The 13,898-nt window shown below is 67.5% G+C and carries 13 protein-coding genes; 4 read left to right on the forward strand and 9 right to left on the reverse strand.

From position 1 onward, the window contains the following. Window positions 1-125 precede the first annotated feature (125 nt). The 3 genes from ABD296_RS36495 to ABD296_RS36505 form a co-directional block, all read right to left on the reverse strand. On the reverse strand, window positions 126-338 hold the full coding sequence (locus tag ABD296_RS36495) for a helix-turn-helix transcriptional regulator (RefSeq protein WP_344278230.1): 213 nt from the start codon (window positions 336-338) through the stop codon (window positions 126-128). 378 nt (window positions 339-716) lie between these two features. After that, the gene (locus ABD296_RS36500; RefSeq protein ID WP_344278233.1) at window positions 717-2,657 is read right to left on the reverse strand and encodes a relaxase/mobilization nuclease domain-containing protein; all 1,941 of its coding nucleotides are present in this window, start codon (window positions 2,655-2,657) and stop codon (window positions 717-719) included. Continuing rightward, complete coding sequence (locus ABD296_RS36505) at window positions 2,551-2,883, reverse strand: hypothetical protein (RefSeq protein ID WP_344278236.1); 333 nt, start codon at window positions 2,881-2,883, stop codon at window positions 2,551-2,553. The genes ABD296_RS36500 and ABD296_RS36505 overlap by 107 nt, the downstream gene beginning before the upstream one ends. Before the next feature lie 337 nt (window positions 2,884-3,220). On the opposite strand from ABD296_RS36505, the gene ABD296_RS36510 reads away from it, so the two are divergent. After that, window positions 3,221-3,433 carry a helix-hairpin-helix domain-containing protein gene (locus ABD296_RS36510; protein ID WP_344278239.1) on the forward strand — a complete coding sequence of 71 codons (213 nt, stop codon included), beginning with the start codon at window positions 3,221-3,223 and terminating at the stop codon, window positions 3,431-3,433. A 32-nt stretch (window positions 3,434-3,465) separates the two neighbouring features. On the opposite strand, the gene ABD296_RS36515 is transcribed toward ABD296_RS36510, so the two are convergent. Continuing rightward, complete coding sequence (locus ABD296_RS36515; protein ID WP_344278242.1) at window positions 3,466-3,735, reverse strand: hypothetical protein; 270 nt, start codon at window positions 3,733-3,735, stop codon at window positions 3,466-3,468. Window positions 3,736-3,765: 30 nt separating this feature from the next. On the opposite strand from ABD296_RS36515, the gene ABD296_RS36520 reads away from it, so the two are divergent. Beyond that, complete coding sequence (locus ABD296_RS36520; protein ID WP_344278245.1) at window positions 3,766-3,915, forward strand: hypothetical protein; 150 nt, start codon at window positions 3,766-3,768, stop codon at window positions 3,913-3,915. Between the two features lie 384 nt (window positions 3,916-4,299). Here ABD296_RS36520 and ABD296_RS36525 read toward each other — a convergent pair whose 3' ends face one another. The 3 genes from ABD296_RS36525 to ABD296_RS36535 form a co-directional block, all read right to left on the reverse strand. Next, window positions 4,300-5,079, reverse strand: a complete 780-nt coding sequence (locus tag ABD296_RS36525) for an RDD family protein (RefSeq protein WP_344278248.1) — start codon at window positions 5,077-5,079, stop codon at window positions 4,300-4,302. Further along, a complete protein-coding gene (locus ABD296_RS36530) occupies window positions 5,057-6,322 on the reverse strand; it encodes an MFS transporter (RefSeq protein WP_344278251.1) in 1,266 nt (421 codons plus the stop codon). Before ABD296_RS36530 ends, ABD296_RS36525 begins: the two co-directional genes overlap by 23 nt. Before the next feature lie 97 nt (window positions 6,323-6,419). Beyond that, window positions 6,420-7,433: an alpha/beta hydrolase family protein gene (locus ABD296_RS36535; RefSeq protein WP_344278254.1), complete on the reverse strand. Its 1,014-nt coding sequence runs from the start codon at window positions 7,431-7,433 to the stop codon at window positions 6,420-6,422. Window positions 7,434-7,623: 190 nt separating this feature from the next. On the opposite strand from ABD296_RS36535, the gene ABD296_RS36540 reads away from it, so the two are divergent. Continuing rightward, the gene (locus ABD296_RS36540; protein ID WP_344278257.1) at window positions 7,624-8,232 is read left to right on the forward strand and encodes a hypothetical protein; all 609 of its coding nucleotides are present in this window, start codon (window positions 7,624-7,626) and stop codon (window positions 8,230-8,232) included. A 5-nt stretch (window positions 8,233-8,237) separates the two neighbouring features. On the opposite strand, the gene ABD296_RS36545 is transcribed toward ABD296_RS36540, so the two are convergent. After that, window positions 8,238-9,239 (reverse strand): hypothetical protein, encoded by a 1,002-nt coding sequence (locus ABD296_RS36545; protein ID WP_344278260.1) that lies wholly within the window; start codon window positions 9,237-9,239, stop codon window positions 8,238-8,240. Window positions 9,240-9,512: 273 nt separating this feature from the next. Here ABD296_RS36545 and ABD296_RS36550 point away from each other — a divergent pair, with 273 nt between their 5' ends. Further along, entirely contained in the window at window positions 9,513-10,259 is a 747-nt protein-coding gene (locus tag ABD296_RS36550; RefSeq protein WP_344278263.1) for a hypothetical protein, read from the forward strand. A 188-nt stretch (window positions 10,260-10,447) separates the two neighbouring features. On the opposite strand, the gene ABD296_RS36555 is transcribed toward ABD296_RS36550, so the two are convergent. Further along, complete coding sequence (locus tag ABD296_RS36555) at window positions 10,448-13,897, reverse strand: AAA family ATPase (protein WP_344278303.1); 3,450 nt, start codon at window positions 13,895-13,897, stop codon at window positions 10,448-10,450. Window position 13,898 lies beyond the last annotated feature (1 nt).

Here is a 13,898-nt window from a genome sequence, read left to right on the forward strand (position 1 = left end):
CTTCCCGGCCGAGGCATCGGCCCCAGCCTTCCGGATCACCACCCCACCCACACGATCTTTCGGACAGTCCCGACTGGCGAGAGGCGAGTTCAGCAAGTGCTCCCTGGCCCCTCACTCTAAAGGTCCTAGGTGGTCACCGCGGGCGTCTCGTCTGGGCTCAGCAGAGCGCGGAGAGCAGAAGCGGGGACTCGGTAGCAGGCGCCAATGCGGATGACTTTGCAGGGAAACTTGTCGTGCTTGGCGAGGTAGTAGGCGTAGGAGCGGGAGAGGCCGAGGGCTCGGGCGGCGGTGGTTATGTCGACGACCGTGGGCAAGTCTGCTAGGTCGCTGTACTTCATGTGCTGCATGGGGCGAGGCTCCGTAGTGTCGGTCTTGGTGGGCGTATGGGCGGGGTGCTGTTTCAGGCGAATCACTAGCCGGTGTCGTAGGTGCCGTCGTCCTGGTCGAAGGGGAGGGCGTCTTCGTCGGGTGGTGGGCTGTAGCGGGTGAGGTAGACGGGTGCTCGAAGTGCGACCACGGTAGGCGTTCGCGCCGCACATCCAGCTCATGCTGCCTGTCCGCTGCCAGCGTTTTCATCGCTCCCCTGTCGGCATCGGTTGACGGACCGGGCGTCCGTCAATCAAAGTCAGTAGAACGATGCAGCACTTACTGTAGTTACTCAACTACCATAAGCGTTCGGCGAGTCGCGTGGCCTCTCCGAGTTGACCGGGTGTTGTTTAGAGGTGCCTTCCTGGGCGGATCGAAGGAGCGGGGGAATCTGGTCTCGCTGGGTCGGAGGTGTCGGTGTGCAGAGGAGCCCAGGGATTTGGGAAGGCGGTCATGGCCAGGCGAGCGGGCGAGACCGTGGCCGTTGGGTCAGGTACTCGTCTTGCCGGATCATCGGCAGTGGTTCTCGCCAGGCGAGTCTGAGCGGAGGCTTGACGGGCTGCCTCGGCTTGGGCCCGGTGGTTCTGCAGGCGACGGATCTCGGTGATGGTGTCCAGCAGGGTGATGAGGTTGGCGACGAGCAGCATGGTGGAGATCGTCGTTCGGTCCTTCACGGAGCCGGCGAGCGCGAGAAGTCGTGCCGTGGTGCGCAGTGCATTGCCGGCAGGAGTCGGTCGTGGGATGCGGCCGTAGGGTGCGCGGGCTGCGCGGTCGTAGCTGTTGGCGGCGTGGTGGAGGTGGTGGTTGCCGGTGGCCTGGGCCGCAGTGTGAAGGGCGTCGGAGGCGGCCCAGCAGGCGTCCTGCGCGGCGTGCGGGTTGGTGGCCAGGTGGCGGCGAATCTGCGCGGTGGCGTAGGAGGCGGCGCGGGCTGCGTCGTCGTAGAAGGCCTGCCGTTCCTCCGGCGTCAGATCGTCGTGATCGGTGGCCGGCGTCCGGTGCCGGAAAGACGAGGCCCAGCGTTGTTGGAGCCTGGTCAGGGAAAGATCCTCGGCTAGGCGGCTGCCGGGAGACCATTTCGGTTCGGTGACGTTGTCGGCTGGAAAGGCGACTGCGTAGCCGGTGATCTGGCCGGGGACGGTCTGGCTGTAGCGCGGCTTGACCAGGAACCCTTCGTCTTGGAGTCGGTGGAAGAACTGGGTGGTCGTCCGGGCTTGGTCCGCGGCGCGGCGGACGGCCGTCCGCAGCAGGGCCCGTCTCGTCCGCGCGGACAGGTGGCATCGGTCTAGCGGACGGACGACGGACGGGGCGCGGACGGGGCCATCCGCGGCTGTCCACCGGGTGCGGAGCTTGGGCAGGGTGAGGTCGGCGGCCAGCTTGCTGCCGCCGAACCAGATCGGCTCTCCGTCCGCGTTGACATCATCGGCCAAGGCCACCGCGTAGCCGGTCACTTCATCAGCCGTCCTGTGGCTGAAGCGTTGTCGGACCAGGACGCCGTCGGCGCGTAGGCGGTCGAAGAACTCGGTTTCGGTGCGGGCGCCGGCTGCTGCGGTCTGGACTTTGCGGTGCAGGAGCGTACGAGGCGGCACCGGCCGGCCGCGGCGGACGGCTTTCTCGATCTCGCCGCGGGTGGGACGGCGCGCGGCCGTCCGGTCCGCCGGGGCCGTGGACCGCAGCCCGAACCGCTGCTCGATCGCCCGGCAGGCGTCCCGGACCCGGTACCCGTCGTTCCACACATCCGGACGGACACCATCGATACGAGCCAGGGTCGCGACCACATGGATGTGGTCCTCGCCGTGCCGGACGGCGATCCACCGGACGGCGTCATCGTCCCCATCGGCCGCCAGCCCGGTCCGAGCCATCATCTCCCTTGCGATCTCGGCCCACTGATGATCGTCCAGGATCGGATCCTCCGGCGCCGCCCGCAGAGCCAGATGCCACACCGGCTTGCGGTAGTTGCGCTCCCCCAGCAGAGCAAGCGGCTGGGACAGCAGCCCGTCCAGCCGCCGGAAGTCCCGACTGCCGTCCGCCCTAATAGGGGGCTCCAACTCGCCCGGCTCGTCGAAGCCCGCCACGATGCGCGGATCATGATGCTCTCCCAACCGCCCGGGCCCGTACAGGTATCGGATCAAGCCCTCGACCCGCTTCCCCCGCAGAACCTTGCCGATCAACCTTCGGCTTCCGCTGTCACGGCAGGCACCGGCGCACCTCTTCGGCCAGAGCATCCAGGTTGCGGGTCGCTCGCGCGGCGACCTCGGCATACCGCTGAAGCTGGAGCGGCGGCTCCCCCGCATTCGATGCAGCCACAGCCTGGTTGAGGTTCACCCCGATCCGCCGCACCTGCTGAGCCGCGTGCATCACCGTCGCCAGCGCCTCCCGCAACAACGCATACTGCGGAAGCGCACTGCCACGCGCCGCGGCCAACACCGCCTGCGCCGCATAAGCACCGACCGCCAGCCGCTCCCCCGCCGCCGCTGCCCGCACCAGCGCATGCTCCTCATCCGCCAACGAAAACCGCACCGACCGCTCCCGACGCGGACTGCGACGCGCACGCCGATTCACAGCCGCCGGCCCACTACTCTTCTCGACTACCGTTCCCACCCCCACGGATCGCGCTCGATCCGACTGCTCCGTGCTGGACCGCGCCCGGTCCAGCAACCAATAAGTGCACGAATTCCATATCTTGCCCCTGCGTGGGCAGAGGTCGTCCTCCACGGTGCGGTTGCCCTGCCAGGCGTTCGAGGCTGACACTCGATCGCCGCTGGATGGGCCGATAGGTTGGTGCAATGGAGGACGACATCGTCACCCGGTTGGCCGCAGTCGGCGGGGTGGGGCTCTCGGGCAGACACGGTCACCGATGAGCACTGACCACAGCACCGCGCTGCCCAAGCTCGCCGCCCCGGCCAGGCGAGCGCTCGCGGGCGCCGGCTACAGCACCCTTGAGCAACTCGCCCAGGCCAGGGAAAGCGACATCGCGTCCCTTCACGGAATGGGCCCCAACGCGCTGAAGACGCTACGGCTGACCCTGCAGGAACACGACCTGTCGTTCCATGGAGAGGGCGACACCTGACTCAGATAGGTCGGGCGCCCAGCCACATCGAGTTACATCTCGCGACGTGGAGGCGGCGGCTTGGGGCTCGGGCGATACTCCGAAGGGGGCGGACTGGTTCGGGTGCCGGATAGGACGTCGCCGATGCGGTGCGGGAAGTCCTTGGCCGCCGACTGGATCTCCGCCGGGGACGGTTTGGTGTGCTCGTCCGTCGGCGTCTGCTCCTGGGTGGCTGCCTGCTGCAGCGCCTTGGTGTCGTGTTCGGTTCCGTAGATGTCGGCGAGCGCTCCTTGAGCGCGTCGGAAGGACTCACCCAGGTCCATGGACTGCTCGGTTGCCTTGGCCAGCGCATCGTGGGCCTTCAGGACGGTCGGGACGGGGTCGTCGCCGCGATGGTGTCCGAGCCGTCCGGCGTCGAGTTCCCGGTTGAGGAACGCGTCCAGTTGCTCGGCGGTCTGGACGAGGCGGAACGCGGTCTGGGCCAGGTTGCCAGGACGGTGTAGGTGGCCTCCGGCCGTGTCAGGCCAGGCGGCCCTTGAGTCAGATGGTTGAGCGTGCGAGCGCGTTCATGCAGCTCGCCGGCGAGGAGTTCGGTGCGCTCGTCTGTGTGGGTCTCGTGATCGACCATGTAGTGAGGTCCTCCGGTGAGTCGTTGTCAGGTCCATGCAGACTCCCTTCTGTAGACGATGTCTGGCAGCTTTTGGTATCCGAGGAGAACATGTAAGACTGTTTGCGCTCCACAGTTCCTGAACTTGACTGCGTCGGCCAGTGTCATCACCGGCGTGGCGCAGGAATGTCGAACTGATCTGTGCAGCCACCGACCCTCGACCTGGCCGACAGTGCCTTCTCGACGAGGCACCGTGGCCGGGAAATGTCCGAGTGTCCGACTATGCGCCGGAAGGTGAAAGGCGCCCCCGGGCGTACGGGTTCGGCGCTCCCGGTAGGGCTCGGACCACGACGGTGCCAGCCACTTTGTCGTGGATTGCCTGGCATCGCTGGTCCCACAGAATCCATGCCGAGTCCAGCAAAAGGAGAAGACCGAGCAGACTGCCGAACGGCACCAGGTCGGCGAGCATGAACTGGGCGACTTGGACCAGGCCGACGAATACCGCACGCCTGACGATCTGGCGCCGGCTCGCGGTCGTTGAACCGTCCGCGTTCATCAGCCGGATACCCAGCAGGCGCTTGCCGAACGTCTGCCCCCAGCCCGAGTGCAGGATGGTGAAGTAGGCGATGCCCACAACCAGCAGGACCGCATGACCGGCCAGCAGCAGCGGCACGTCGTACTTCTCCCACGGGTGCCGCAAAGCACCACCGACCACCGCATGCCCCCGGTCCGGATGAGCGGCGAGCCTCGTGAGCGGCTCCATCACCGCGCCCAGAAGCAGGGCGTCCACAAGTCCCGCCGCACATCGACGAACCCGGCCCGCCGGCACGCTCCCGGGAAGGACGACACCGGGGGCCAGGTGGGCGGACGGCTCCGAGCCCGGTCGGGCGTCGTCCAGCACCGCTGACCTGTGCTCGGAATCGAGGGGACCGCTGCGCGGACCCTGGTAAGACGACTGACCAGGGAGTCCAGGATTGGAGGACTGGCCGCTGTGCGGCGGTTCTGTCATGGGTCGATATTGTGCCGTCCCGCACACCTCACCGCATACTCCCCTCAGCATCGTTAATCGGCCAGAGGTCTCCAGCCTTCACGGCCGCGGGCATGGTGGCAGTGGAGCGGAGTGCCACGAGCGAGCAGGCGGTGGCCAGGACGGTGAGGGCGGCGGTACCGAGGATGGTGGGCTGCGGGCCGAGCTGGTCGACGAGCGGGCCGGCGGTCAGTAGGGTGACGGGCATCAGGATGTAGCTGGCGATGATGTTCCAGCTGTTGACGCGGACGAGGACGTCGGGGGCGAAGGTGTCCTGGAGCGCGGTCGTCCAGAGGACGTAGTAGATCGCTTCGCATGCTCCGGGGAGGATGGCGGCGCCGGCCAGGAGCAGCCACGGGGTTTCGACGCCCATGAGGATCATCGGGATCGCTCCGGCGGCAGGAAGTGCCGCGGCGGCCAGGACGAGTCGCGACGGCCAGGACGAGTCGCGACGGCTTCCAGCGGGTGCCGATGAACGCGCCGGCCAGGGCGCCGATGTATTCGCAGGCGGAGATGATGCCCCAGGCCTGTGCACCGCGTGGCCGTGAGCCATGTAGACCGGGGCCGCGATGGAGTCGTAGCAGACCATCGCGATGATGACGACGGTGTACTCCAGGGTCATGATCCACACCCAGCGGTGGGTGGTGAATTCGCGCCACCCAATGCGCAGGTCGCGCAGCACGCTGTTCTTGGTCTTCTGCCAGCGGGGTGTGTTGAGGCGGCTGAGAATGAAGGCGCTGACCGCGCACAGGACCCCGCGGGTTGATGCGGCCCAGCCGGGGCCGAGGGCGGTGACGACCATGCCGGATGAGGCCAGGCCGATGGATTCGGTCTGGTTGACGATCGCGTTGCCGTCGAGCCGCTCCCGCCCCGAGAGGAGGTCGGCGGTGATTCCGCGGATGGTCGGCAGGAACATCGCCGTGGCGATGCCCGACAGCATTCCCAGTGCACACAGCAGCGGGAGCGGGGCTTGTCCTGTAAGGAAGCAGGCGCCGAGTGCCAGCCATGCGATGCAGGTGATGGTTTCGGCGGCGATGAGGATGTGGTGGCGCCGGAACCGGTCGCCGACTACACCGGTGAAGATGATGAGGGCGGGGACCGAGTTGCAGGCCAGTACGAGGGAGAGTCCGCCGGGGCCGTAGCCGAGACCCATGACGCCCCAGGCCAGAGCCAGTTCTCCGAATCCGACACCTGCACTGGAGACAAGGCGCGCGATGAACAGCGGCGCTATTTCCGGGTCCTTGAACAAGGTCAATGGAGACAGGAATTTGAGCACAATGGAACGTTAGCGAACAAAGCTTTGCGTTCCATCTTCCCTTTTCTTGTTCTTTTCTCAAGTAAAGGGAGAGCTTGCCTTGATGACAGGCGCCCGGCTATATCAGGTGGCCACAGAGGAACTGTGCGATCTCTTCATAGGCTCGTAGTTCGTTGTCGCGGTTGGTGAATCCGTGGCCTTCGTCGTCGAAGACGTCGTAGCGGACGTTGATGCCGCGGTCCTGCAGGCGGGTGACGAGTTGGTCGGCTTCCGCGCGGGGGACGCGCGGGTCGCGGGCGCCTTGCAGGACGAACAGCGGTGCGGTGATGGCGTCGGCGTAAGTGATCGGTGAGCGTTGCGTGAGGTATTCGGCGTCGGTGTCAGGGTCGCCGAGGACGGTGGCGACGAAGTGCTTCCAGGTCGGCGGGCACGCGCGGGCGAGTGTCACCAGGTTCGTCGGTCCGCACAGCGAGACGCCGGCGGCCCACTGGTACGGGAGCCGGGCCAGGCAGGACAGTGTGGCGAAGCCGCCGTAGGAACCGCCCATGACAGCGATGCGGTCACCGTCGATTCCGGAGTCTGCTTGTAGGTAGCGGGTGGCGTGGTCGAGGTCGTCGAGGTCGAAGCCGCCCCAATTGCGGTAGATGAGCTTTTGGTGCCTCGTCCCGTATCCGGTGGACCCGGCGATGTTGGGTGCGAAGACGGCGATGCCTTGGCTGAGCAGGTGCTGGTAGAGGCCAGATCGCAGATACATCGGGCGTTCTTGTGCTTCGGGTCCGCCGTGGATCGACAGCAGGACCGGGTGCGGGCCTGGGAACTTCGGCCGGTACAGCAGTGCGTGAACATCTCGTCCTGCGGACGCCGGATAGACGACTGATACCGGTTCGACCGGTTCGACGACGCTGAGCGCCGGTGGGCGGGTGTCGGTGAGGTACCGGAAGCCGTTCGCTGGGTCCAAGGCGGCGATCTCGGTGGGCCGGGTGGCGGTGTCGAGGAGGACGACGACCGGTTCGGCTCGGGGTGCGGTTGCCAGCGCGGCGATTACGCCGCGTGGGATGGAGGGGAGCAGTGGTGTGTCCTCGCCGTGGCGAGCATGAAGGGTGGATCGTCCGTCCTCGTTGACCGACCACACGAGCGTGTCGCCGGCGATGTCGATGTGCTCGACGTCCCAATCGTGCCGGGCGATCGGTTCCAGGGCTTTGGTGTCCAGACGGTAGAAGGCGGCCGAGGTGTACTCGCCCCACAGGTCGGTGCGCAGGTAGAAGCCGGAGGAGTCGGCCGCCCAGACGCTGGGCTCGAAGAACCCGTCCCCATGTTCCGCCGTGACGCATGTCGGTTCGGCGGTCGTGTCTGTGAAGGTCGATCAGGTAGGCGTCCACCTGGCTGTTGGAGCGGAAGCCTCCGGTCAGCAGCCACCGTCCGTCCGGGGAGATCCCGATCGGTTCGAACACCACTCCCGCCGGCGGCTGGAGGCGGCGCTCGGTCTCCTCGGCGAGATCTTGGATGAGGACGTCCTGGACGGTGGCGTCGCGGTCGTTGGCGGCGTAGACGAGGAAGCGGCCGTCGGCGTCGAACGGCGACCTCGCCAGCACGCGTTGGCAGTCGCGCCCCGAACTGATCTCGGTCGGGTTTTCGTCGTCGAGCCCGATGCGGTACAGCCGGTACTGCTCATCGCCTTCACGGTCGGCGGTGAACACCAGGCTCTTGCCGTCCGGAGCCCACGCGATCTTCCGGACGGCCTGATCGGCCAGGCGGGTCAGCTGCTGAGGCTCACCGCCGGCGACCGGGACGGTCCACAGGTCGAAGTGTCCGCCGGCGTTGCTGGAGTAGGCCACCGTGGTCGCGTCCGGAGACAACGCGAGGGTCGCTTGGAAGCCTTGCCGGGGCACGAAGTCACGGTAGCCGGGCATTGCGACCTTTCCAGGGGTTGAAGGGGCTACTTGATCCAGCCGCGGCGCACGGCGGCGACTCCGGCGGCGAAGTGGTGATGGTCGTGGCCGAGTTTCGCGCGGATGGTCGCCGAGTGCCGTCGCACGGTGGACAGGCCCATCCCTGTCCGCTTCGCGATGACGGTGTCCGGGACCCCTTCGACGAGCAGGCTGAAGACCTTCTGCTCCTTGTCGTTCAGCGGGCTCTCGGCGCTGACGGCCCCGATAGGAACCGCGCGTTCCCACAGCATCTCGAAGTACTCGCGCAGCGCCCCGGCGATGACCGAGGAGCGGATCAGCAGCGCCCCCGACATCCCTGTCGGGGTCAGCGGCAGCATAGCGATCGATTCGTCGGCCAGCTTCATCTTCATGCCGACCCGGGGCAGCAGGCGAGCTTCCTCACCTGCCTCGACGGCAATCTCGATCGTCTTGAGGCCGACGGGGTGCTCGGCACAGGCGCTCTCGTAGATGGCCCGGCATCGGATGTGGCCGTCGAAGGACGGCGGGGGCGGGACCGCGGTCAACTCGTCCATCGGCCGCTCGACGGACTGGTTGTCCAGCGTCATCCAGTCGTGGCGGGCCGCGCTGATCAGCGCGCGGGAGACGGTGCTGATCTCTTCGCGGTCGGTGATGATCCGCACCAGCCGGTCATCGGACTCGGTGACCGCCGAACTCGTCCACGGATGCGTCTCGGCCATCCGCCGCTGCCCGTCGAGCAGTCGCTCCTGGTCGGCGACGAGCCGGCGCGTCAGGTCTGCGAGCGTCCCCTGCAGCGCGAGATCGGGCGGAACGGGCACGAGCCGCTGCGGTAGCGCCGGCCCGGACGACTGGACGTGCGCCATCCCCGACCGCGTCAGCGCCTCGACCTGCTCGGCCCCGCCGACCAGGTCCGGCACCTCGGCCTGCTGGCAGCCCCCATCAGCCAGCAGCCGGGTGTAGGAGGCCAGCAACTCGTCCGGCACGATGCCCTTCAACAGCCGCGTCGCCTTCTGCTCCACCTCAGAGCCCACTCGACCACCTCCAGGCACAGAGCGTAGCGACCCAATGCGTAAGAGTGACATGGCCTGGCGGGTGAGTGTTTCGCGTCAATGAGCAGAAGCCACCACGGCCGCTCCGGCAGCCGTCAAAGCCACCCTCATCGGAACTCCAGGCATCCGGCAGCTCGTCGGCGCCCTGGCACGGCTGATCAATTGCAACCACGACGGGTTTTACTCACCCCAGTGACCTGCGGGTCTTCGGTTCCATCGTGCTCTAGCAGCCCCGGCAACCGACCAGGAGTGAACATGACGAACGACCCCGCGCCGACCAGCCGCCAGCGAGACAGCCTGGCCGGCTCGGACGCCGCGCAGCAACGCCGACCGCGGCTCATCAACACCGCCAGGTCGTCCTTCTCGAACTGGCGGCCACCCCACGTGATCCGAAACCACGTCCGCGCCCTCGTCGAACGCCGATTCGCCCACGAGCACAAGAAGCCGAGCACAGATTCCGAGGGCCGAGACGACCTTCTGATCAACCTCTTCGGCGCCCCGCACGGAGCAGGGCTGATCGGCCCTGGGGCTGCGGGTCTCCAACGAGCGGCACTGATCGAAGCCTTCGCCTGCGAGGACGGCATCTCGCAGATCGTCATTGACGACGCCAACCTCGTTCGCCTGTTCGGCCACCTCATCGACGACGACCTGGGGGAAGCCCTTGGAGATCGTCTCTACCTGACCGACCTGCTCGAGAACGCCATCGAATACATCGAGTCGGAGACCAAGCGGGTGCCCGCCAGCGAGACCAGCGCCCCTGACCAAGAGACCGCACCGATCGCCTGGTTCGCAGCACCCGGCCACGACGCCGATGTCGTCCTCCAACTGCTCCGAACCTGGCGGATGCCAAATGTGGTCGCTCTCATCTCGGGGCCCTGGGCCTACGGCCCAACGCACTACATCGAGGTCGACGGCCCGCGAAAGCTGCCCCATCGCCCGATGACCCTACCGACGCCTGCGCAGGCGACCGAGGCGCTGCGCGGTGTCACCGACCGCACGTAGAAGCGACGCTTCCCGAGCGTGCTTCTTCAACCAGAGGGCAAGCCCTCGCTCTCTGTCCCATAAGGCCGAAGCGAGGGAGCGCCACACAGATCCGCCTGCGTCCCACCGGGGATCACGAAAAACGCCGTACCCGTCCCCAGACACGAGCAGTACCGGCTCGGCGCGATGGGGACGGGTACGGACCTGGTTCAGGCCGGCAGCCGGTGAATGTGGCAACGTCCGTCAGGCAGTTCCTTCTCGGCACTGCGGACGACGTGCTCGTGGTGGGTGAAGACGATGATCTGGAAGCGGGCCGCCATGGCGTCCAGGACGCGGAGCGCCGCCTCTGTTCGCCTTTCGTCGAACGTCATGAAGATGTCGTCGACGGCGATCGGGAGGGCGTTGCCGGCGACGGCGTGGCGTTCGAGGGTCGCCAGCCGCAGCGCCAGGTACAGCTGGTCACGGGTCCCTTCGCTGAGGGCGGTTGGGGCGAGCAGCGTGCCGGTGGACGATTTGGCGCGGATGCTCGGGCGCTCCTCGTCGGAGAGTTCGAGACCGGCGTAGCGGCCGCGGCTCAGCTCGGTGAAGATCGCGGAAGCCTGTGCCAGGACGGTTTCCTGGTCGCTGCTGCGGTACTCCTCCACGCAGGCCCGGATGGCGAGTTTCGCGGCCTCCAGGCGCAGGTACTCCCCGGCGTTCTCGGCCAGTTCGGCGTGGATCTGAGCGGCTTCGGCCTCGGCGCGGGCGGCGTCGCCGCTCCCGTTGAGGCCGTTGAGCACGCCCTGCCGTTCCGTCCGCTGCTTCAGCCAGTCGGTTTTGGCCGTGTCGAGGTCCTCGATCCCGCGATCGAGCGCAGTGAGTTCTTCGGCCAGTTCTTCGGCGGATGTCTCCTTCGACTGCTCGCGGAGGTGGACCAGCGTCTGCCCTTCCGGGAGGGTCTTGTGGACGTTGGCGAGGGCGGTCGACGTCACTCGCAGGTCGCTGGCACGGTGGGCGGCGGCCTCCAGTTCGCTGATCGAGGACAGGGCGAGGCGTGTGAAGAAGTCCTGTAGGCGGCTTTCGACGGCGCTCAGTTCGGTCGCCGCGTCGCCTTGCTGCCGGGCGAGGTCGGTCTTCTGGGCGAGTAGGTCCTTACGACGCTGCGCGTCGTTCTGCTGCGCTGTCAGGTCGTCGGCCAGTGTGTCGATGGCCGGCTGCCAACCGGTCGTGGATGCCGGGACGCTCCGATCGCAGGTGTGCAGTGTCTCCTGCAGCAGGCGCCCGAATTCGGAGATCCGCTGCTCGCTCTGGCTGAAGGCCTTCTCCAAGGCGACCACCGCATCGACGTCGGCTGCCACGCCCAACAGGCTTTCCAGGTCGGAGAGTGCGATGTCGGGGTCGCGGTCGGCGGGCAGGCCGGCGCCGGTCAGGAACCGCTGCCATTGCTCGTCGTGGACGGTGACGGCCTTTTCGGCTCCGGCCGCCTCCGATTCCGCCTCCGCGAAGTCGGCTTCCGCGTTGGCCAGGTCGCGCTGTACCGCTGCGCGCTTCTCGGCGGTTTCCTCGTGTTGGCGGATGCGCGTCTGTGTCAGCTCGGCCGTTTCGGCGAACATCGTGGAGGCTTGGGCGGTTCCGGTGACGGCCTGGGTGTCCTCGCCGAGTTGCAGGAGCCGCCTGAGGCTGGCCGTGTGGGCGTTGAGGTGGTCGCGCTGACCGTCCAGGTCGATGCGCATGTCCTGGAGGTCGCGCGCGGTCGTCTTCAGGTTGTCGAAGTCGTCCAGGACCTTCGTCGCGCGGGCGATGTCGGGCACTGCGGCCGGATACGTCTCCCACAGCGCCTCCCAGCGCTGCCGGTAAAAGGTCTGCTTGGCGGCCTCGTCTTCCACCGCCGCCTGAAGGTCGGGGACTTCGGTCTCCAGTTCGGCGATCTCGCGCGTGAGGTCGGCTCGCTTGTTGACGGTCTCGGAGTGCCGCAGCATCAGGTCGGCAGTGTCGTCGGCTCGCCGGACGGCCTCGCTGAGCCGGGCCATGACGCTCGGTTCGTCGGGGAGCCGGGCGAGGAGTTCGTCGCGCTCGTCGCGCCGGCCCCGGAGTTCTTCGCGCGTCGGTGGCGCGTCGTCGGTGACGAGCCGGTCGAGTTGGCGGCGCTGCTTCGCGAGTTGCAGCTGCTTGCCGTTGAGTTCGCCGCTGAGGTCGTGCAGGTTCTGCGCGAAGTCCTGGAAGGTTTTGCCGGCTTCGGCGACCTGGTCGTGTCCGGGGAGCCGGAGGTTCAGGACGTCGGCCGGCGGCAGTTCGGGCAGATCGAGCTGGTTCCGCGCCTCATGGAATCGGCGGTCCAACTTCTTCTCGTCGGCCTCGGTGCGACCCAGCTTCTCCGGCAGGTCGGCGGGGACCGCCGAGTAAGCGTTCTCCAGCTGCGAGATGTCGTCGCCTGCGGGGAGGGTGCCGAGCTTCTTGGCGTGCTGCTCGCGCTTCAGCCGCCCTCGCTGCAGCGTCTCCCACGCGTGATGGAGGGTGCCGCGGAGTTTCTGACCGTCGTCTCGAAGCTTCTGCCCCTCCCGGCGCAGGGCCTCGGGAATCCGGTAGAGCCTTTCATCAGCGAGGGTCGCGTGGGGATGGACGGTGCGCAGCCGCGATTCGGCTTGAGTGCGGTTGACCGCCACCTTCTCGGACGTCGAGTCCCGTCGCTCCATCTCGTCGAGGATCGCTTCGATGCCTTTGGACAGCTGTTCGATCGCGTGGGCGTGCTGGAGAAGGGAGTCGTCCTGCCCCGTGTCGGCGAGTTGCCGCTCGACCTGCTCGAGGTGTTCGGCGTTCGTCGAGCGCACCGCCTCCTGCTCGGCGCGCTGGTTGAGCAGGGTGGGGAGCTGCTCGCGGATGTCGTCGGGGGCGATCGGTCCCTGGCCGGTGATCTCTTCGATCCGCTGTTCGAGGTCACGGTACTGGTCCAGCGCGGGCAGGCTGTCGCGGAGCCGGCGCTTGGCATCCCGTCGCCGCTGCGCCGCCCGCAACTCGCCCTCAGTCTCGGCCAGGCATCGTTCCGCCTCGGCCACGGACTTCTCGGCGTCCTGGTACTGCTCGGGCCGGAGGGCGGCGTCATTGGCCTTCTGCCGGACTTCCTTCAGCCGATCCAGCGCGGCATTGATCGCGGGTTTGCGCCCCTGCGGCAGGAACAGCTCGCGCTGGCGGACGTCGATCTTGGCCAGGACGGCGTTGAGACGCATCCCGGAGCGCGCGGCGGCGAGCAGTTGGGCCATGTCGCCTTCACCGGAGGCGAGGAGTTCACCGCCCCTGCGGAGCTCGCCGCTGTTGAGGGCGAACTCGGTGGTGAACGTCTTGCGGTCGATCCCGCCGAGGAAGGCGGCGAACGCCTTGGCATTGATCGGTTCTCCGTCACCGTCCACGAGGTCGTGCTTGCGCTTCTTCCAGCGAACGATCTCCAGCGCCACTCCGTCGGCCGCCGAGAGCCGGGCGCTCAGGCGCATCTGGGCGCCGTGCCGGAAGGCGTAGCGGGACTGGTGCGGGATGCCGTACAGCAACTCGTCGAGGGCGCTGAGCGCCGTGGACTTGCCGGCCTCGTTGGGGCCGTAGACCAGGTGGACGCCGGGCGCGCCCAGGTCGTGCAGGCTGTGGCCGTCGAACGCGCCATAGGCGGTGAGGTCGAGACGTTCGATCCGCATT

Origin of the sequence: Actinomadura napierensis, from assembly GCF_039529375.1 — a bacterium.
In the GTDB taxonomy this organism is placed as follows: domain Bacteria; phylum Actinomycetota; class Actinomycetes; order Streptosporangiales; family Streptosporangiaceae; genus Spirillospora; species Spirillospora napierensis.